This window comes from Sulfurimonas sp. (genome assembly GCF_028694605.1).
Lineage (GTDB): Bacteria > Campylobacterota > Campylobacteria > Campylobacterales > Sulfurimonadaceae > Sulfurimonas.
Genome location: NZ_JAQVKP010000002.1, coordinates 112,188 through 132,859 on the forward strand (window position 1 = coordinate 112,188; position 20,672 = coordinate 132,859).

19 protein-coding genes are annotated in these 20,672 nt (G+C 41.4%); 8 read left to right on the forward strand and 11 right to left on the reverse strand.

All coding sequences use genetic code 11. From position 1 onward, the window contains the following. Positions 1–2: 2 nt before the first annotated feature. The 11 genes from PHY84_RS02155 to PHY84_RS02205 form a co-directional block, all read right to left on the reverse strand. Entirely contained in the window at positions 3–581 is a 579-nt protein-coding gene (locus tag PHY84_RS02155) for a hypothetical protein (protein WP_299857263.1), read from the reverse strand. Further along, positions 578–1,036: a hypothetical protein gene (locus PHY84_RS02160; RefSeq protein WP_299857265.1), complete on the reverse strand. Its 459-nt coding sequence runs from the start codon at positions 1,034–1,036 to the stop codon at positions 578–580. Before PHY84_RS02160 ends, PHY84_RS02155 begins: the two co-directional genes overlap by 4 nt. Next, a complete protein-coding gene (locus PHY84_RS02165; RefSeq protein WP_299857267.1) occupies positions 1,018–1,449 on the reverse strand; it encodes a Sua5/YciO/YrdC/YwlC family protein in 432 nt (143 codons plus the stop codon). The genes PHY84_RS02160 and PHY84_RS02165 overlap by 19 nt, the downstream gene beginning before the upstream one ends. A gap of 2 nt (positions 1,450–1,451) precedes the next feature. Next, positions 1,452–4,709 carry a carbamoyl-phosphate synthase large subunit gene (carB, locus tag PHY84_RS02170; RefSeq protein ID WP_299857269.1) on the reverse strand — a complete coding sequence of 1,086 codons (3,258 nt, stop codon included), beginning with the start codon at positions 4,707–4,709 and terminating at the stop codon, positions 1,452–1,454. A 71-nt stretch (positions 4,710–4,780) separates the two neighbouring features. Beyond that, positions 4,781–5,542 carry a rod shape-determining protein MreC gene (gene mreC / locus PHY84_RS02175; RefSeq protein ID WP_299857393.1) on the reverse strand — a complete coding sequence of 254 codons (762 nt, stop codon included), beginning with the start codon at positions 5,540–5,542 and terminating at the stop codon, positions 4,781–4,783. Continuing rightward, complete coding sequence (locus PHY84_RS02180; RefSeq protein WP_299857271.1) at positions 5,535–6,572, reverse strand: rod shape-determining protein; 1,038 nt, start codon at positions 6,570–6,572, stop codon at positions 5,535–5,537. Before PHY84_RS02180 ends, mreC begins: the two co-directional genes overlap by 8 nt. A 9-nt stretch (positions 6,573–6,581) precedes the next feature. Further along, a complete protein-coding gene (clpX, locus tag PHY84_RS02185) occupies positions 6,582–7,826 on the reverse strand; it encodes an ATP-dependent Clp protease ATP-binding subunit ClpX (protein WP_299857273.1) in 1,245 nt (414 codons plus the stop codon). Further along, the gene (lpxA, locus tag PHY84_RS02190) at positions 7,823–8,608 is read right to left on the reverse strand and encodes an acyl-ACP--UDP-N-acetylglucosamine O-acyltransferase (RefSeq protein ID WP_299857275.1); all 786 of its coding nucleotides are present in this window, start codon (positions 8,606–8,608) and stop codon (positions 7,823–7,825) included. Before lpxA ends, clpX begins: the two co-directional genes overlap by 4 nt. Continuing rightward, positions 8,608–9,054, reverse strand: a complete 447-nt coding sequence (gene fabZ, locus PHY84_RS02195; protein WP_299857395.1) for a 3-hydroxyacyl-ACP dehydratase FabZ — start codon at positions 9,052–9,054, stop codon at positions 8,608–8,610. Before fabZ ends, lpxA begins: the two co-directional genes overlap by 1 nt. A 51-nt stretch (positions 9,055–9,105) precedes the next feature. Continuing rightward, complete coding sequence (locus tag PHY84_RS02200; protein WP_299857277.1) at positions 9,106–10,188, reverse strand: epoxyqueuosine reductase QueH; 1,083 nt, start codon at positions 10,186–10,188, stop codon at positions 9,106–9,108. A 13-nt stretch (positions 10,189–10,201) separates the two neighbouring features. Continuing rightward, on the reverse strand, positions 10,202–10,705 hold the full coding sequence (locus tag PHY84_RS02205; protein WP_299857279.1) for a peptidylprolyl isomerase: 504 nt from the start codon (positions 10,703–10,705) through the stop codon (positions 10,202–10,204). A 44-nt stretch (positions 10,706–10,749) separates the two neighbouring features. Between PHY84_RS02205 and PHY84_RS02210 the strand changes: the two genes are divergently transcribed. From PHY84_RS02210 to acs, 8 genes are all read left to right on the forward strand, one after another. Beyond that, positions 10,750–11,967 (forward strand): HAMP domain-containing sensor histidine kinase, encoded by a 1,218-nt coding sequence (locus PHY84_RS02210; RefSeq protein ID WP_299857282.1) that lies wholly within the window; start codon positions 10,750–10,752, stop codon positions 11,965–11,967. Next, positions 11,967–12,623, forward strand: coding sequence for a response regulator transcription factor (locus tag PHY84_RS02215; RefSeq protein WP_299857284.1), 657 nt, complete (start codon positions 11,967–11,969; stop codon positions 12,621–12,623). The genes PHY84_RS02210 and PHY84_RS02215 overlap by 1 nt, the downstream gene beginning before the upstream one ends. Positions 12,624–12,769: 146 nt before the next feature. Further along, the gene (locus tag PHY84_RS02220) at positions 12,770–14,116 is read left to right on the forward strand and encodes an OprD family outer membrane porin (protein WP_299857285.1); all 1,347 of its coding nucleotides are present in this window, start codon (positions 12,770–12,772) and stop codon (positions 14,114–14,116) included. Between the two features lie 10 nt (positions 14,117–14,126). Then, entirely contained in the window at positions 14,127–14,441 is a 315-nt protein-coding gene (locus PHY84_RS02225) for a DUF485 domain-containing protein (protein WP_299857287.1), read from the forward strand. Then, positions 14,441–16,108 carry a cation acetate symporter gene (locus PHY84_RS02230; protein ID WP_299857288.1) on the forward strand — a complete coding sequence of 556 codons (1,668 nt, stop codon included), beginning with the start codon at positions 14,441–14,443 and terminating at the stop codon, positions 16,106–16,108. The genes PHY84_RS02225 and PHY84_RS02230 overlap by 1 nt, the downstream gene beginning before the upstream one ends. Positions 16,109–16,241: 133 nt before the next feature. Further along, complete coding sequence (locus PHY84_RS02235) at positions 16,242–18,056, forward strand: putative nucleotidyltransferase substrate binding domain-containing protein (protein WP_299857289.1); 1,815 nt, start codon at positions 16,242–16,244, stop codon at positions 18,054–18,056. 1 nt (position 18,057) lies between these two features. Then, positions 18,058–18,678: a 3'-5' exonuclease gene (locus PHY84_RS02240; RefSeq protein WP_299857291.1), complete on the forward strand. Its 621-nt coding sequence runs from the start codon at positions 18,058–18,060 to the stop codon at positions 18,676–18,678. Beyond that, entirely contained in the window at positions 18,675–20,630 is a 1,956-nt protein-coding gene (gene acs, locus PHY84_RS02245; protein WP_299857293.1) for an acetate--CoA ligase, read from the forward strand. Before PHY84_RS02240 ends, acs begins: the two co-directional genes overlap by 4 nt. The last annotated feature ends 42 nt before the right edge of the window (positions 20,631–20,672 follow it).

Consider the following 20,672-nt stretch of genomic DNA (forward strand, 5'->3'; position numbering starts at 1 on the left):
TGTTAACCTCCGTATGTTGAACTGCTAGATGAAGAAGAAGTTGCGCTTGAGCCGCCAAAATAGCTTTTTTTGGTTGATGATGCAGCACTTGACGCTCCCGAAGCAGGACGGTTATATGCGCTCTGGTTGACTGTTGAAGCTCTTTGGGAAAAGTTTTTGTTGTTCATCAAAGCATTGCCTATCATATTGCCTAAAAGTGAGCCTGCGGCGACTGCCAAGATAGTTCCCGCAAGTCCCATCCCCGCACTTCCCTCAGAAGAGCTGAGTGTTTCAGAAGTGCCGTCTTGTACTTTTTTGTACTCTTGTTCGGCAAGTGCTTTCATCTCTGCTTCGCTCATAATACGCTCTGTTTTGTTTCCGTTTGCATCAGTTTCTCGGATAATTGCCCTGCTTGGACCCTCTGTGGGCATCTCTTCAACAACAACATATTTTCCGTCCGAGAGCTGTTCGATAACCAAAAATTTGTTTTGCTGCTGTTTTTGTTCCTGTTGGCTTGATTCGCATCCGCCAAGAACACTCATCATTACTATGCCGGCACTCCCAAGTGCTACCCCGCTGGCAATAGAGTAGATATGTTTCATTTTAATAAATCCTTTTTTTGTAATGTAATTATTTTTTCTAGGTTGTAACTATAAAAGGTAATTTTCTCTCTCCCGTCATAGATAATGTCACCGGTGTAGGTATGTTTTGCGCTTTTAAGTGTTGCGTTTTTTTTCATAAGTATTGTCTCTCCTGCCATATACCCGATATCTTTAAAGAGTGTCAATAAAGTAAGCAAAGCAAGCAGCAACAAAGGAATAATAGAGACTTTAGAGTTTTTTACATAAACAGATATGTACCCTAAAAGTATTGAGAGTATAAAGTATAGATACCAATTTTGGTTATCTGCAAAAAGAACATTGTAGTAAATTCCAACTTCATAATGCTCTGTATAGTGAAGAAAAATCCCTAAAAAAAGAAAAAAATCTAAAACAAATGTAATTAGCATTCCTGTTAAAAGTGCTTGAATCGCCTTGTTCATCGCAATCTTCTCCATTTTTTAGCATTTATCTTGATAAGTCTTGACGAAGTGCTCTCCCTCAGCCCATTGATATCTTCAATAATTATATCAGCTTTTGATTCACAAAATGCTCTCTCAAAGTTTTCACTGCTTTTATTGGCAGAAGTAGAGTAAAACCATGGAGTTGCTCTTAATAACTCTGAATGTAAAGGTGGCTTGGCAACTCGAAATGAAAAATCACCTAAGATAAAAGTAGTTTTTTTAGAGCGGCGAACCAGTTTTTTTCTTTTTTTAGGAACTCTTTTACCATCGTTTTTGAAACTTTTGAAATCTTTATAAACTTTGATAAAAGGCTTAGAAGGAGGGCGAGATTTAATTTCATAGAGTTTTTGTGCATCTTGTGACAAAAAACCGACCGTAGTGTCGGTTTGTGTGAGCACTACAGGCATCTCTATGCTAGAAAATCTTGCAGCGCTTTTGAGGAGGACCATGAGTCGTTTTTCATTGCATCAAGAGCAAGGATAAGCGCTCTTGCTGCACTTAATGTTGTAAAGTACGGGATATTTCTCTTTAAAACTTCTTGACGGATAACTACTGCATCTTTTTTGGATGTATTGTTGTCAGATGTATTAATTGCCATATCAATTGCATCGTTTTTCATACTGTCTTCGATATTTGGGCGACCTTCCGAGATTTTAAGCACCACTTCACACGGGATGCCTGCCTCTTCAATGACTGCTTGGGTACCTTTGGTTGCAACAAGTTTAAAACCGTGTCTATGCAGACCGCGCGCTATCTCAGGCGCATGCTTTTTGTCCGTATCTACAAACGAGAGGAAACATGTTCCCTCTGTTACGATTCTGTTTCCTGCCGCAATCTGCGCTTTTGCAAAGCTGATGCCAAAGTTTGAGCTTATACCCATAACTTCACCGGTTGACTTCATCTCAGGTCCCAGAACCAAATCCGCGCCATAGAGTTTATGGAATGGGAAAACTGCTTCTTTAACAGAGATATGCCCTTTTAGGCGTGGTTTTAAAAGTCCATTTTGCTCTTCGACAATGTTGTATTTGTCATAGTAAGCAAGTGCATCCCTGAGTGTCTCTCCCACCATAACGCGCGTTGCAACTTTTGCCAAAGGCATACCTGTCGCTTTGCTTACAAACGGAACGGTACGGCTTGCTCTTGGGTTTACTTCGATGAGATAAATTTCATTTTCATAAATTGCATACTGAACATTCATAAGTCCTCGAACTCCAAGACCGAGTGCGATTGTTTTTGTCTGCTGCTCTACTTTGTCAATCATCTCTTTTGACAAGTTTACCGGAGGAAGTGAACATGCGCTATCGCCTGAGTGGATTCCAGCCTCTTCGATATGTTGCATAACAGAGCCGATATAAACATCTTTGCCGTCGCAAATCGCATCAACATCAAGCTCTATGGCTTGATCTAAAAATTTGTCTATAAGTACAGGTGCATTGTTTGAGATGGAGACGGCTAAGTCAATATACTGTCTTAGTTCGTTCTCACTATAAACGATTCTCATCCCACGACCGCCAAGAACAAATGATGGACGCACAAGTACCGGATAGCCTAGTTTTTCTGCAATAACAAAAGACTCCTCTTTTGTGCGAGCAAGTCCGTTTGCAGGCTGTTTTAGTCCATGGCTGTTTACGAAGTTGGAAAACTGCTCTCTATCTTCTGCCAGGTCAATTACATGAGAAGGTGTTCCTGCGATTTTTGCGCCTATTTGAGTTAAAGGGTTTGCTAGTTTAAGCGGAGTTTGACCGCCAAAGTGGACAATGATGCCGTCTGGGTTTTCATTTTCAATCACCTCTCTTACATGCTCTAAATCAATCGGCTCAAAGTAGAGAACATCTGAAGTATCGTAGTCCGTTGAAACTGTTTCAGGGTTACAGTTGTACATGATAGTCTCTATGCCCATTTCTTTAAGAGCAAAAGCCGCATGAACACAACAGTAGTCAAACTCTATACCTTGACCGATTCTATTTGGTCCGCCACCGATAATAAGAACTTTTTTCTTATCGCTTGCTCTGTTTTTGACATTTGGCAATTTCGTAATGTTTGTCGTAGAGTAGAGGTATGGCGTAAGTGCTTCAAACTCTGCCGCACATGTATCGACTTCGTTATACTCCAAGTTTATGCTAAGTGCTTTTTTGGCTCTGTAAACATCCTCTTCAACTACTTTTTTATCTGAGTTTTGAGTGATAAGCTGCGCAATTCTCTTGTCAGAGAAACCGTCAACCTTAACGCTTCTCATAAATTCTGCATCGCCCAAGATGCTCTCGTTGATTGCTCCCTCGCTCTTTATAATCTCTTCTATCTGGTATAAAAACCATGGGTCGATGTTGCATGTCTCAAACATCTCTTCTACGCTCATACCGTGTCTAAAGCCCTCTGCAACATAAAGCACTCTGTCTGCATTTGGACGGCGAATTTCGTGTTTGATAAAATCAAAATCAGCATCAATCGGATCAAATCCGCATAGTCCTGTCTCAAGTGAACAGAGCGCTTTTTGGATTGACTCTTTAAAAGTACGCCCGATTGCCATTACTTCGCCGACACTTTTCATGCTTGTGCTGAGTGTGTTTTGCGCTTCAGGGAATTTTTCAAATGTAAAACGAGGAATTTTTGTGACAACGTAGTCAATTACCGGTTCAAATGACGCAGGAGTTCCCGTAATGTCGTTTGTGATTTCATCAAGCGTAAAGCCGACAGCCAAAAGAGTTGCAACTTTTGCGATAGGATAGCCTGTTGCCTTGGAAGCCAGAGCCGATGAGCGAGAAACACGAGGATTCATCTCGATAACTATCATACGCCCTGTTTTTGGGTTGATGGAGAACTGGACATTGCTTCCGCCCGTGTCAACGCCTATCTCTCTTAGGATATCAAAAGAAGCATTACGCATTCTTTGGTACTCTTTGTCTGTAAGCGTCAACGCAGGAGCAACCGTGATAGAGTCACCAGTGTGAACGCCCATCGGGTCAAAGTTTTCGATAGAGCAGACGATGATGCAGTTATCAGCTTTGTCACGGATAACTTCCATCTCATACTCTTTCCATCCCAAAAGTGACTCTTCTATAAGGATTTCGGTAACAGGAGATTCGTCAAGACCGCGTTTTGCAAGTTCTTTGAACTCATCCATGTTGTACGCAACACCGCTTCCTCCGCCTGCCAGAGTGAAAGATGCACGGATAATTATCGGAAAGCCGATTGTCTCGGCAGCTTTTAGTGCGTCATCCATGTTGTAGGCATACATCGAAAACGGCAAATCCATCCCGATTTTAATCATCGCTTCTTTGAATGCTGAGCGGTCTTCGCCTTTATGGATAGCTTCAGGAGATGCACCTAAAAACTCCACTCCCTCAAGAAGTCCTTTTTCATACATTTTTGTAGCGACGTTAAGTGCTGTTTGTCCGCCCATTGTAGGAAGAACTGCATCGACTTTTTCATCTTTGATTATTTTTGCGATGATATCTTCTCTGATAGGCTCAATGTATGTTCTGTCTGCAAACTCAGGGTCTGTCATGATAGTAGCAGGGTTTGAGTTGATGAGAACTACGCGGTAACCCAACTCTTTTAGAGTTTTAACGGCTTGCGTACCGGAGTAGTCAAATTCACAAGCTTGACCGATAATAATCGGACCTGAACCAATAAGTAAGATAGTGTGAATGTCGGTGCGTTTTGGCATTGTTTACCTTTAATATTTGTACATAAAAAAATTTGTATATTATAGGTAAAAAGCACTTAATCTTTGATGAGTTAGCGTACTTTTTTTATGATATGGAAGTAGTTTGGATTATTGGCTTTATAGAAAGGCTCAACTACCGCGGTTTGATACCCTTGTGATTTTGTAACAGAGATAACTTTTCCAACATTCAAACCTTCAAAAAATATCTCATCAAGTCCGGAAGTTACAACTCTGTCTCCCTCTTGAATAAAAAACCATGCAGGGATAAATTTTACAATCAGATGGTTTGAATTATTTCCGTGTACGATACCGGGAGCTTTGTTTTCGCCTACATAAACGGCATAGGAACTTTTGACGTCACTGTTTAAAAGAGCCAAAGGTCTTTGGTTTTGAGAAATGACGATACCCGCAACAAAGTTGTTATAAACAAGCCCGTATATACGTGAAGCGTTGTAATCATCCATATCAATCCACACTCTATTGTAATCGCCAAAAGCCTGATAAGAGATGGTTCTTACAAGCTCAACTTCATGGAGTGCTTGAAGCTTTGAGTGGTTCTCTAAAAAAAGGTTGTTTAGCTCAGAAGATAGTTGAGATATGACAAGATGATTGTTTTCATAAAGTTTGAGCTTCTCTTCAAGTTCGGCAATATGTGCTGCTTGAAAAAAATGTCTCTCAACTTGTTGTGCTACAAATGCAATGGATGTATGATAATGAGATTTTATGCCATTAAGCAGAGATAAAAAAGGGGATTGTATAGTATTTGTGTAGTAGAGTGCACCCATAATGAGTGCAATCATCATTAAAAAAAAGCTAAGAAGCCCCTTATTCATTTTCAAAAAGTTCTTGTAGTAAATCTATCTCTTCAAGTGCGCGTCCCGTACCGCGTGCAACTGCAAGAAGCGGTTCGTCTGCGACATAAACAGGAATTTTAATAATATCCGCAAGATATTTGTCAAGCTTTCGAATAAGCGCTCCGCCGCCTGTAAGGATAATTCCGTGGTTTACGATGTCTCCGGCAAGATCCGGCGGCATCTGCTCCAGTACGTCACGAAGCGCTTCCGCAATCTCTTTAAGAGGCTCTTTCATTGCCTCTCTTGCATCTTCCGAAGTCAATTCAACGGTGCTTAAGAGTCCCTCGACTTGGTCTCTTCCCGTAATAATCATATGCAGCTCTTCTTCAAGTGGCACCGCTGTACCTATGTTTATTTTAATCTCCTCAGCGATACGCTCCCCGATAAGAAGATTGTACTTTCTTCTGATATAGTTAACGATAGCAAGGTCTATCTTATCTCCCGCCGTTCTTATTGATTTGGAGAGTACAAGTCCGCCCAAAGAGACAACTCCTATTTCAGTCGTGCCCCCGCCGATATCAACAACTAAGTTTCCTTGTGGCTCACGTATGTCAACTCCTGCTCCGATTGCCGCTGCCATAGGCTCTTCAATCAGATAGACCTCTCTTGCTCCGGCGCTTAGAGCTGATTCGCGAACTGCTTTTCGCTCAACCTGCGTTAAGCCGTATGGAACACAGATGATGATTCTAGGACTGATAAGATAGCTTCTTCCATGCGCTTTTTCGATGAACTTTCGTATCATCTTCTCTGTCATGTCAAAGTCTGCTATGACACCATCACGCATCGGGCGAATCGCTTTTATGTTACCCGGGGTTTTACCTACCATCTCTTTGGCTTCGTGTCCTACTGCCAAAACTCTTTGCTGTCCGAATTTGCCTGTTTTTACTGCAACAACCGATGGCTCATTAATGATGATGCCGCGTCCTTTTGCTATGACGATAGTATTTGCCGTTCCTAAGTCTATGGATAAGTCGTTTGAAAAAAGACCGATTAGTTTGTTAAATATCATTATCTTACCTTATGCACTCTGCTTGGAGTGTTTTTTTATATATATAGGAGCTTCTCCGCCGTCAATTACCGCTTTTGTAACTAAAACTTCATACCCGCTGTATTCAGGAAGTTCGTACATGATGTCAATCATGTTTTCTTCCAAAATTGCGCGAAGACCGCGGGCGCCCGTTTTTCTTTTGAGAGATTTCGCAGCTATGGCTCTGAGTGCTTCATCTTCAAAATTAAGCTCTACGTTGTCAATAGAGAAGAGTTTTTTGTACTGTTTAATAATAGAGTTCTTAGGTTCAGTGAGGATGCGTACCATATCATCTTCCGTGATTTCGTTAAGTGAAGCAATGATAGGAAGTCGCCCGACCAGTTCAGGGATAAGACCAAAGCTTACCAAATCATCGGGTTCTACCGTGTCATAACTCATTTTTTGCTCTTTTTTGCTCTTTTTTTCCTGCCCAAAACCTAAAACATTTTCGCCTTGTTTTTTCTTGAGTATCTCATCAAGTCCGTCAAATGCACCGCCGCAGATAAAAAGAATACCGGTTGTGTCGATGGCTATGAACTCTTGGTTTGGATGTTTGCGTCCGCCTTTTGGCGGAATGTTGACAACAGAACCCTCAATAATCTTTAAAAGCGCTTGTTGTACTCCTTCGCCTGAAACATCACGGGTGATGGAGCGGTTTTCGCTCATGCGAGAAATCTTGTCTATCTCATCGATAAAAACTATGCCTCTTTGAGCTTTTTGTACATCGCCGTCTGCTGCTTGAAGTAGTTTTGTCAAGATGTTTTCTACATCCTCGCCGACATAGCCGGCTTCAGTCAGGCTTGTGGCATCTGCTATGGCGATAGGAACATTGAGCACTCTGGCGATTGTTTGCGCCATAAGCGTTTTGCCGCTTCCTGTCGGTCCGATAAGCAAGACGTTTGATTTTGCTATCTCCGTATCATCATTTTTTACGTCATGTGTCTTAAAGATTCTTTTGTAGTGATTATAGACTGCAACGCTAAGAAGCTTTCTTGCTCTCTCCTGCCCGATGATGTAGTCTGCCAAAAAAGCATCCAGCTCTTTTGGTGTCATCAACTCGCCCTCTGCTCCGTCAAAATCACTCTCTTTTGATGATGCGTGGAGTTTGTCATCCCCAAACATTATTTTATAAGCAGAGATGACACAATTTTTGCAGATATAGACGCCGTTTCCTGCTATAAGGGGATTGGTGTCGCTTTCATGTGCATTACAAAAGCTGCATGTTCTAAAAATCATAGATGTTTCCTTTCATACGGAATACCGCGTTTTGTTTTAAGAACAAAGTTGCAAAGAGATTGCACATGGTAGTTCGTTGTTTTTTCAAGAAGCTCGTTTGCGACATCTTTTAAAGGTTTTCCTGCCTCAAAAAGCTCTTTGTATGCGTGTTTTATCTCGTCAATTTCTTCTCTGTCTATATTGCGTCTTAGACCCGTGAGGTTTAGTCCTCTGAGCGTTGCGCGGTTGCCTTCTGCCATACAAAACGGCGGAACATCTTGGGCAAGTGCAGAAGCACCGGCTATCATTGCATATTCGCCTATATGTACAAACTGATGGATAGGCGTCATACCGCCGATAACGGCATAGTCGCCCATCTCGACGTGTCCGGCAAGTGTTGCCGCATTTGCAAGGATGCAGTGGTTGCCGATGATAACATCATGCCCGATATGGACATATCCCATAAAAAGGTTGTGCGAACCGATGATAGTTTTGCCGCCGCCGCCTTTTGTTCCAGGGTTAAAGAGAGTAAACTCTCTGATTTTATTGTTGTCGCCGATGATAAGCTCTACATCTTCTCCCGCAAACTTTAAATCTTGCGGCTGTGAACCGATAACTGCATGTGAAAAGATATGGTTGTTTTTGCCGATGGTTGTTTTGCCGTAGATACAGCTGCTTTGTTCTATCTTTGTTCCATCGCCTATGGTTGCATCTTTGGAGATAAAGCAGTATGCTCCGATTTCAACGTCGCTGCCTAAATTTGCGCCATCTTCGATGATGGCTAATGGGGATATTTTGCTCATTATTTATCTACTATCATGGCTTTGAGTTCAGCTTCCGATACCAAAACATCATCGACATAAGCTTTGCCCTCAAGTACCCAAATCTGACCTTTGTTTTTTATGACACTGATGCGGTACTCAAGTCTGTCGCCCGGCTTTACCGGAGCACGGAATTTTGCTCTGTCTATACTCATAAAGTAAACAACTTTGTTCGCTGCCTCTTCTTCAGTCATGCTGCCCATGCTTTTAAATGCCAAGATGCCGCCTGCTTGTGCCATGCCTTCTAGTATCATAACACCCGGATAAATAGGGTGTCCCGGAAAATGTCCTTGAAAAACATTGTCGCCGATAGTAACATTTTTAAATCCGATAAGAGATTCGTTCTCTTTTATCTCGGTAACTCTGTCAAGCAGTAAAAAAGGGTAGCGGTGGGGTATAATTTTTTGAATTTCAGTAACATCCATAATCATAGAAAGAAAGCCTTTATAAAATTTTTGGCTATTCTAGCTAAAAAAAGATTATAGAAGGATTATTTTTTCTTGCACATCTTCATATACTTTTGCGTCAAGCTCTATAAAAAGTTTTGATGAGGGGATGGTATCGACGATAATAACAGGGCTTAAATCATAAGGTGTATTTGTCAATATGTTGCGAAAAAAGAGCTCTTTTTCTATGGATAGCACGCTAAATAGAAGCTCTTTGACACTTTTGTAGTGTGTGTTGCATGCTGTGTTAAAAAACTCAAGTGTGACAAATTTTATCTCTTCGCGGTTGAAATAGTGGATGTTGTTGTGTGAAAATTCTATCTTTCCCTCTGCTTTTTTTCTTGGAAGCGTGGAGTAAAAAAGAGCATAGGCCGGGATGACTTCCTCTTTGTTTACGGTAATTTTAAAGTTAAACTGACGATAGTTTAAAAACTTCTCTTTGATGATTTTGTAGGGCTTGTTTTGCTCTTCAAGTGCGCATCTCTGCTCATACATCTCAAGGCGCTCTTCTATGGATGCGGGAAGTGTTTGGTTGGAGATAGGCGAGAACATCTCGTCCATCAGCCGCTCTTGGGATTCTCGCTGAATGGTAAGTCCATAGATACATCCGCAATAGTCTTGGCGATATAGCTGCTCCTCTTTGCTTACACGGCTCTGCTCGCTTGTTCCGCCGTTTGTGCGGTAATCAAAAGAGATAAACTCTATACCGTGTTTTTGAAAAAATAATTCACCGCTTTTTTTGAGCTGCTCTTGAGATTTGAGAGGGCTGACCAGCAATGAGGTGGTAAAGCTCTTTTCGCCTAGCTCAAGCGCTTTTTGTGCCGTGACTTCAAAGCGTTTGTCAAAACAGACCTCGCATCTTTTGCCTTTTTCCGGTTCATTTTCCAAACCACGCACTGCTTGCATCCATGCTTCAAAGTCGTAAGCTCCCTCAAGGAGTTCAATGCCCAGTTTTTTGCATGAGCGCTCTACATCCAGCAGACGCAGTCGGTATTCGGAATAGGGGTGGATATTTGGGTCATAGAAGAAGCCGATAAGCTTCTCCTGCGGGTAGTCGCGTTGCAGTTTTTCTAAAAAAAAGTGTGAATCAACACTGCAACAGATATGTACTAGCATTTAGTATGCGGTTTTATGAACGAGCTTCAAAAATCTCAATCGAGTTGATACCGTCTTGCATTTTTATACTATCAAGAGTTGCAAAACTCTCGGCGTCATCTTTTTCAATCGCTCCAAAAACAGTGTGAACGCCATCAAGATGCGGTGTTGCAACAAAAGTGATGAAGAACTGGCTTCCGCCCGTATTTGGTCCGGCGTGTGCCATAGAGATGACGCCTCTTCTGTGTTTTGTGACATTTGTTTTTGTCTCGCATGGGATAGCCCAGTCCGGTCCGCCCGTACCTGTGCCGTATGGACAGCCGCCTTGTGCCATAAATCCCGGGATAACACGGTGAAAATTAAGACCGTTGTAAAAACCTGACTCTGCTAAGTGTGCGAAGTTTGCTACAGTGTTTGGAGCCTCCTCAGGAAGAAGTTTTAACCAGATGTCGCCTTTGCTCGTTGCTATTTTTGCCCATTGAAGTTTGCTGACCTCTGCGTCTGTGAGTTCATATCGTCTTAGTTTTTTGCCAAACATTTTTTACCTTTTAAAAAAAATTGCATTATTATATAATCTCAAACATGAAAATAAAGTCACTCTTTCAAAATATTACCATCAAGCAGGCAGACATCTTTACGATACTGGTTGTTTTTTTCTTCACCATGGTCTTTGTGGGTGTTTTGGTAGAAGAGATGTACAAAGATTATGAGAGAGCGCTTGAGCAGAGTTCTGCTGTAAAAAGTTCCGAGCTCCCAAGCAATGTGATTTTAAAACAAAATCAAAAAAAACTAAAATCGCTTCTCGTCAAAACGGTTTTAGCTATTATTACCCTCTCTTTTATCATCTTTGCCATCTTTTTGGGACTCAATACGCTTTTTAGCAAACTGCTGCAAAGAGATACCCAGACATTTTTGGATGCGCTTAAAAATGCTCTGGATATGGAAGAACCTATCAGTTCTAAAAATATATTTTTTCAAGATTTTAGAGAGATGACCGGATATGCCAATGAGATGGTTGCAAAGATAAATGAGCAAAAAAAGAGCCTAAAAGAACTTAATTTAGGACTTGAAGAGAGAGTGAAGAATAAGACGGCAGCCCTTTTGGAGATAAATAAAAATCTTGAAGCAGAGAAGATTTTTTCACAAGAGCTTCTCAAATCGCAAAAGGAGTTTTTGCGTTATACAGTCCATGAGACAAATACGCCATTGAGCGTGATACTTACGAGTATGGAACTTTATCTTATGAAACATCCAAAAGATAGGCAGCTCTCCAAAATCGAAGCGGCGACGAAAAATATCTTTAGTATCTATGATGACTTGAGCTACCTTGTCAAAAAAGATCATATAGAGTATAAAAGAACTGTTGTTAATCTTAACAATTTTATAAGCAGCAGGGTTGATTTTTTCCGTGATGTGGCGGTGTTTTCGCTTTTGGAGCTACTTTACCATGCGCCGCAGGAGCAGCTTTATATCCATTTTAATGAAACGAAACTTCAGCGCATCATCGACAACACACTTACAAATGCCATCAAATACACACTTCCAAATGAAAAAGTAGATGTAACACTGCTGCAAGTCGGTACTTTTGCGGAGTTTGTGGTAAGCTCCAAATCAAAGACGATTCAGGATACAGATAGAGTTTTTGACGCCTACTACCGAGAAGAGAAAGCAAAAGAGGGTTTTGGACTGGGACTAAGACTTGTTAAGAGCATTTGTGAAGAAGAGGGAGTCGGTGTGAGTGTTGCCTCTGATGCGTTGCTTACTACATTTCGCTACAGATTTCAAGTGATGGGGGAGTGATGAAGATACTTCTGTTAGAAGATGAAGTAATGCTCAATGAATCTATCAGTGAGTATCTGGAATCAGAGGGACATCAGGTAGAGAGTTTTTTTAACGGACTTGATGCGCTTCATGCCATACAAGAGCGCTCTTATGATTTGCTTGTCCTAGATATTACAGTTCCGGGGCTTGATGGGCTCTCTTTTTTAGAGAAGATTCATGAACTCAAAATCCATACAAACGCTATCTATATCAGCGCACTTGTTGACATAGAAGATATCTCCCGTGCTTATGATTTGGGGTGTCATGACTACTTAAAAAAACCGTTTCATCTCAAAGAACTCTCCTTGAGGGTAGATAGAATTAAAATAGCTCAAGAGACTCCAAGAGTACATCTCCGCCTCTCTAAAAACTACAGCTACAACCAAGAACACTCCACGCTTCTTTTCAGCCAAGAACCTCAAATCCTTACCAAACGCCAATCCCAAATCATCGACCTTCTATCAAGAAACCGCGGACGCATCGTCGATTTTGAGCAGTTTCAAGAGTATGTCTGGAGTGACCAGATGGTGGACAACGCCACCATCCGAGCAGAGATTAACCGCCTCAAAAAAAATCTCAAAGAGGATTTTATCATCAATGTGCGGGGGATGGGGTATATGGTAGATAAACCGTAGAACTGTTTTCCCAAAATCCATCTGTTACCTTTTCACACATATTTTCTCATAAAAGAGGCTCTTTGTGTAAATTTGTGTAGATGCTACGTTCATGCTATTTTTCTCTTTTAGGATTAGGGTGTTTAAAAAAGAGAAAAGGGAAAAAGATGAAAAAGTATATCGCGCTTAGCGCAGTGGCAATGAGTTTTGTTGCAGCAGCTTCTTTGAATGGGGCTGATGATTTAAGTGGTATGTTTAGCGGCGGTAAGGCTAGCGGGCAGATACGAGAGTTTAGTATCTCAAGAACTATGGATTATAGCAATCCTGCTTTAAATGACTATACAAGGAACGCCAATGCAATCGGCGGTTATTTAAAGTATGAGACGGCTGATTTTAAAGGGCTTAGCTTTGGAGCTGCATTTTATACGACAAACGGCTTTTTTAATGACAGTCCTAAAACAGACTATACAGAGGTAGATCCTACTCTTCTTGGAGAAAACAACGATAACTACTCTATGCTTGGAGAGGCGTATATCCAGTATAAAATGGCAAACACGACATTTAAAGCAGGTCGCCAAAGACTAGATACCCCGATGCTTGGAAGCGATGATGCAAGAATGGTGCCAAACTTGTTTGAAGCGTATGTTCTTACAAACAAAGACATAGCCAACACTACTCTTATGGCTGCACATGTAACTAAGTTTGCTCAAGGGACGTTCGGTCGTGCTTACGGTGCAGGCGGGATTTTAGGTTCTACGGCAGGTTACTCTTCATGGGATGCTTCAAATCAAGTCGGCGAATTTAAAAATATGGGAACTTATGCGGCAAATGAGTCAACGGATGGCGTAAGCATACTCTCTGCAACACATACATTTAACAAAAACCTAAAAGTACAGCTTTGGGATTACTATGCCCATGACATTATGAACACTATTTATGGACAAGTTGACGCTTCTTGGAACTGCTTGGTTACAGATGCTATCAAGCCTTCTCTCTCTATCCAGATGATAAAAGAAAATGATATCGGCGATGAACTTCTTGGTAAAATCGACAGCACTTACTGGGCTGCAAAGTTTGATGCTAAGATTCAAAACTTTACGGCTTCTCTTGCTTACTCTCAAACAAGCAAAAATAGCGCAACGGATGCCGCAAGAGAAAATGCAATCACTTCTACATGGGGCGGTATGCCGGCATTTACTCAGGGTATGGTTACCCGTCATATGTTCTTAGCAGGAACAGATGCGGCGAAAGTAGCACTTTCATATAACTTTAAAGATTTGGGTGCAAATGTTTTAGCAACTCTTTACTATGCAGACTTTGACATGGCAGAAAATAACGGTTATACATTTGACGATGCAAGCGAGAGCGGTTTTGATATTATCTACAAGCCTGCAATCGTTAAAAACTTAGAACTTCGTCTCCGTGCAAACTATGCGGAAGATTTCAATGTAAATGCAGCTGGTGCAACAACAGGTTGGGATGAGTACAGATTTATCGCTAACTATAACTTTTAAGGAGTAAAAGATGAACAAAGAGACTGTTGAAAAAATCAAGTCAAATCCTGACTATCAAAAACTTGTTTCTACAAGAAGCAGTTTTGCCGTGAAGCTCTCCATCATGATGCTTGCGGTCTATTTTACATTTATTTTGCTAATCGCATTTGACCCGGCAGTGCTCGGAACTCCTCTATCAGGCGGTTCGGTCACTACTATCGGTATCCCCGTAGGTATAGGCATTATCATTTTTGCCATCATACTTACCGGAATCTACACAAAAAGAGCTAACGGCGAGTTTGATGAACTCTCAAATAACGTCAAAAACTCTATAAAGGAAATTTAATGCATAGAATTCTTACCTTTTTACTTCTTGGAACAGGGGCGATTTTCGCTGCTGATGCTATCTCGGGTCAAGTTGAGAAACAGGCACTAAACATGTCTGCAATCGTTATGTTTTTAATCTTTGTCGGTGCAACCCTTGGTATCACTTATTGGGCTGCAAAAAAGACAAAGAGCGCAAAAGATTTCTACACTGCAGGTGGAGGAATCACGGGCTTTCAAAACGGTATGGCGATAGCGGGGGACTACATGTCTGCTGCTTCATTCCTTGGAATCTCAGGTCTTGTTTACATGAAAGGTTATGACGGTCTTATCTACTCAATCGGGTTTTTAGTCGGTTGGCCGGTTATCCTTTTTCTTATCGCAGAGCCTCTTAGAAACTTAGGAAAATATACTTTTGCCGATGTTGCGTCATACAGACTTCAGCAGACTCCTATCCGTACGCTGGCTGCTTCTGGTTCTATCGCAACGGTTATTTTGTATCTTATCGCACAGATGGTAGGTTCGGGCAAACTCATTCAGCTTCTTTTTGGATTATCCTATGAGATGGCGGTTGTGCTTGTCGGCGTTCTTATGATTCTCTATGTTGCTTTTGGCGGTATGCTTGCAACTACTTGGGTTCAAATCATCAAGGCGTTCTTGCTACTCTCTGGTGCATCGTTTATGGCGGTTGCGGTTATGGCGCATTATGACTTTAGTTTTGGTTCACTTTTCCAACATGCAACAGAGCTTAAGGGCAGTGTAGCTATCATGAGTCCGGGCGGACTTGTAAGCGACCCTATCTCGGCTATTTCGCTTGCGATTGCGCTAATGTTTGGAACAGCCGGTCTTCCACACATCTTGATGAGATTTTTCACGGTAAATGATGCAAAAGAGGCTCGTAAATCAGTTTTCTATGCAACAGGGTTCATCGGGTATTTTTATATCCTGACTTTCATCATCGGTTTTGGCGCTATCGTTATGGTATTTCAAAAACCTGAATATTTGGATGCGGCTAAGCATGCTGTAAGTGGCGGATACCCAATCCTTGGCGGAAACAATATGGCGGCTATCCACCTAAGTCATGCAGTGGGTGGTGACTTCTTCTTAGGATTTATATCAGCGGTTGCGTTTGCTACTATCTTAGCGGTTGTTTCAGGTCTTACTTTGGCAGGTGCATCGGCAATCAGTCACGACCTTTATGCTTCTGTATTTAGAAAAGGCAAGGTTGACTCTATGATGGAGATGAGAGTTTCTAAAATGGCTACCATCGCTCTTGGTATTATCGCTATCATCGTGGGTATCGCATTTGAGAACCAAAATATTGCGTTTGTCGTCGGTCTTGCGTTTGCTATCGCTGCATCTGCAAACTTCCCGATTCTTGTTCTCTCAATGTACTGGAGAAGACTAACAACTCGCGGTGCGGTTATCGGTGGTGCGCTTGGTCTTGCAAGTGCAGTAATCCTTGTGATTTTAAGCCCTGTCGTATGGGTTGATATCCTTAAAAATGCAGAGGCTATTTTCCCTTATAAGTATCCGGCACTCTTCTCTGTAACACTTGCGTTTGTCGGAACTTGGTTCTTCTCTATTACAGATAAGTCGCAAGCTGCTCAAGATGAACAAGAGTTGTTTGACGCTCAGTTTATCAGAGCGCAGACTGGTATCGGTGCTGAGGGTGCAGCAAGTCATTAACCCACTTATGTAGTTCCTAATCTCAAAAAGCTTGCTTTTTGTAGCTTTAGGGGGTTGTAGGGACTTTAGTCCCTGCCACACAAACGGACGAGTTCGTTTGTGTGTATAACATTAGATAAAAAGGATATTTCTTGTGAGCATACAAGATCAAAGAAAACTTATTGAGTCTATTCATCCGTTTGAGATGTTAAGTGCGACTACTATGGACCATCTCATGAGCAAAATTGATATCGCTTACTATCCAAACGGCACGCTTCTTATCTCCCCGTCCATCTCCTCTATCGCTTTTTACATTATCATCAAAGGTTCGGTTACGGAGTATATAGATGATGAGATTCACAATGTTTACGGTGCTGGCGATAGTTTTGATGCGGATGCGCTTATCTATGGAGATACAAAAGCAAAATTTATCGTGGATGAAGACCTTATCTGTTATGAGATAAAAAAAGAGGATTTTTTGGATCTTATGCAGGACAAAAAAGTTCAAAGCTACTTTTTGCAAGATTTTATCACTCGTCATCAACAGCTCAAAGAGTATGACCAGCAGAGCGATTTATCGCCGTTTCTTATCTCAAAGATTTCCGATATCTTTTTACATACGGCGTGCGTTGTAAGCGGTGATACTACGATACTTGAAGCACTCCACAAACAGCAGGAACTAAGAGCAAAAGTTATCATCGTAAAAGAGGCTGACGGCTACTCTATCGTAACAGATACAAACCTAAGAGAGAGAGTGCTTTTGGGCGACAACGACATAAGCAAAAAAATCTCCGCTATCGCATCCAAAAATCTCATCACCGTAGATATCGGCGACTTTTTGTTCAATGCGCTTCTGCTTATGACGCACAACGGCATAAAAAGAGTTGTCGTTCTTGATAATGAGAAGATAGTAGGGGTACTGGAGCAGATGGATTTGCTTAGTTATTTTGCGAGCCATTCGCATCTTGTTGCCGTGCAGATAGACAAAGCCTCATCGTTGGATGACCTTAAAGTGATTGATAAAGATTTTAGAAACCTTATAGTGACACTCCGTGCAAAAGGTGTAAAAGTCCGCTATATCACAAAACTTGTCGCAACGCTCAACTTCAAAATCTATAAAAAAGTTTTCGAGATGTGCGTGAGTGAGGAGTTAAGAGACAAATGTGCGCTTATCGTTATGGGAAGCGAGGGCAGAGAAGACCAGACTCTCAGAAGCGATCAGGACAATGCTCTTGTCATCAAAAACGGTGTCGATAGAGAACTCTTTAGTGAACCCATGATGCGATTAAACAGCTATTTGCTAGAGCTTGGTTTTCCAAAATGCAACGGCAATGTCATGGTAAGCAATGAGTACTGGCGACGAGATGTTGTCTCGTATAAGGAGCTTATCGAAAAGTGGACTTACGACATGAGCGATGAGAGCGTGCAAAATCTAAGTATCTTTTTGGATGCGAAGTGTGTTGCGGGGGATTGTGAACTGCTAAGTGAGCTGACAGAATATCTTCATAGCAGATTTCATGCAAGAGACGATGTTTTGGCGCACATAGCAAAAGCGGTGCTTAACTTTGAGACACCGCTCTCTCTCTTTTCGGGTTTTGTGCTTGAAAAAGAGTACAACAATAGACTTGATTTGAAAAAAGGGGGCATTTTTGCGCTTGTGCATGGAGTAAGAACACTTGCTCTTCAGTATGAGATAAAAGTGACCAACACGACGGAGCGCATCAAAGAGCTTAACAACCTCGGAGTGATAGACAAAACATTTGCAACGGAGCTTATAGAGAGTTTTGACACGCTAAGCTCCATTCGCCTCAAAGCGATGCTTGAAGCAAAAACCATAGAAGAAGCAAACTTTATCAACCCCAGAACACTGGAAAAAAACCAAAGAGACTTGCTAAAAGACAGCTTTAAAATCATTAACAAGTTCAAAAAGTTTATGAGTTTTCATTTTCACTTAAACATGGTTGTCTAAGATGTTTGGTTTTTTCTCAAAACTCAAGGCAAATGCGAACCGCAAAAAGCTCAAAGATGAGAAGTTTGCGTTTTTGTTTGATGCAGACACAAGCGGCGAGTTCGTTGTTATCGACACAGAGACAACGGGGCTTGATGTGAGCAAAGATGAGATACTCTCCATTGGAGCGGTAAAGATAAAAGATAACAAGATACTCTCATCGCAGACTTTTGAGGTTTTTTTGCAAAACTCCAAAGAGATAAGCGGCGAGAGTATCAAAATTCACGGGATTCGCCCCGTTGATTTGAAAAATGCCAAAACAACAAAGGAGGGGATTGAGGAGTTTTTACATTTTGTAGGTTCAAGAGCATTGGTAGGGTACTATTTGGAGTTTGATGTAAACATGATAAATAGATACACAAAAGAGATGCTAGGCATCACATTGCCAAATAGGATGATTGAAGTTTCTGAAATATACTTTGATAAAACGATTTCATTGATACCGCAAGGAAATATTGATTTGCGGTTTGATACAATCTTGAAAAAGTGCGGTGTCCCAAATATGGGAGTGCATAATGCCGTCAATGACGCAATCATGACGGCGATGATATATTTAAAATTAACCATAGGAGAAAAGAAATGAATAGAGAAGTTTTTAAACCAAACAAAGAGTTTAGCAAAAATGCTAGAATAAAAAATATGTGTGAGTACCAAGAGTTGCAAGATTTTGCAACAAATGATTATGAGGGCTTTTGGGGAAGTTACGCAAAAGAAAAACTAGAGTGGATGGTGCCGTTTACAAATGTACTTGATGAGAGCAACTATCCGTTTGTAAAGTGGTTCGAGGGTGGAAAGCTCAATGTCTCAGTTCAGTGTATCGACCGTCACTTAAAGAGCCGTAAAAACAAAGCCGCTATCATTTTTGAGGGTGACAGAGGCGATAAGCAAATCATAACTTATCTTGAACTTTACTACAATGTAAACAAGTTTGCAAATCTTCTTAAAAATGAGTTTGGCGTACAAAAGGGTGATAGAGTTGTTATCTATATGCCTATGATACCTGAAGCTGCGTATGCAATGCTTGCTTGTGCTAGAATAGGTGCTATCCACTCTATCGTATTTGGCGGTTTCTCTGCTGAGGCACTAAAAGACAGAATCATCGATGCCGAGGCAAGAGTAGTTATCACGGCTGATGGAGCATTTAGAAAAGATAAACCTTATATGCTAAAACCTGTAGTAGATGAGGCACTAAAGGGCGAAACTCCTGTAAAAAAAGTTTTGGTTGTTCAGAGAAACGGCGAAGATGTAACATGGGTTGCAGGGCGTGACTACTCATACAACGAGCTTATCAAGCATCAAAGCGTTACTTGTGAACCGGAAGTTATGGATGCAGAAGATCCACTGTTTTTACTATACACTTCAGGAAGTACGGGTAAACCAAAAGGTGTTCAACATAACCAAGCAGGTTATATACTTTGGGCACAGATGACTATGGAGTGGGTATTTGATGTAAAAGAGAACGACACTTACTGGTGTACTGCCGATGTGGGCTGGATCACAGGGCATACTTACATAGTGTACGGACCTCTTGCGATGGGTGCAACTACGATTATGTTTGAGGGTGTTCCAACTTACCCGGATGCGGGAAGACCTTGGAAAATGGTAGAAGAGTATAAAGTAAATCAGTTCTATACCGCTCCAACAGCTATAAGAGTGCTTCATAAAACAGGAGAAGCTGAACCTGCTAAGTACGATTTATCTAGCTTAAAAGTTCTTGGAACGGTAGGTGAGCCAATCGACCCACCGGCGTGGAAATGGTACTATGAGGCTATCGGCGGAAGTAAATGTGCAATCGTTGATACTTACTGGCAAACTGAAACAGGCGGACATATAGTCTCTCCTCTACCGGGGGCTACACCTATCAAACCTGCTTGTGCGACATTTCCTCTACCGGGTATCATGGCAGAGATTCTTGATGAAAACGGCGTTAAATCCGAAGTCGGTGAGAAAGGGTTTATGTGTGTAACTCGCCCTTGGCCTTCTATGATAAGAAACATCTGGGGCGATAGCGATAGATTTGTAAAATCGTACTTCGGTGATGTTAAAAAAGATGGCAAACCTGTTTATTTCACGGGAGACGGTGCATTCTATGATGAAGAGGGCTATATAACTATCACAGGTAGAACAGACGATGTTATCAATGTTTCAGGTCACAGAATGGGAACTGCCGAAGTTGAAGCAGCTATCAAAAAACATCCAAATGTTGCAGAAGTCGCAGTTGTAGGTAAACCGCATGAGATTAAAGGCGAGGGTATATTTGCTTATATCGTTCTAAAATCAGACAGCGGTATAGCGGACGAAGTAGAAGAGGTAAAAGCTATAAACAAAGTTATCCAAAAAGAGATAGGAAATATCGCTTTATGTGATGATGTTGTTTTTGTAAGCGGACTTCCTAAAACTCGCTCAGGTAAGATTATGAGAAGAATCCTTAGAGCCATAGCAAAAGGCGAAGAGATAACACAAGACACTTCTACACTAGAAGATCCGTCTGTTGTAGCAGCTATCATCGCTTCGGTTCAGTCTTGTAAGCTGTAAAAATTTCCCCTACAGAGCATAGTTTATGCGCTGTAGCTAACA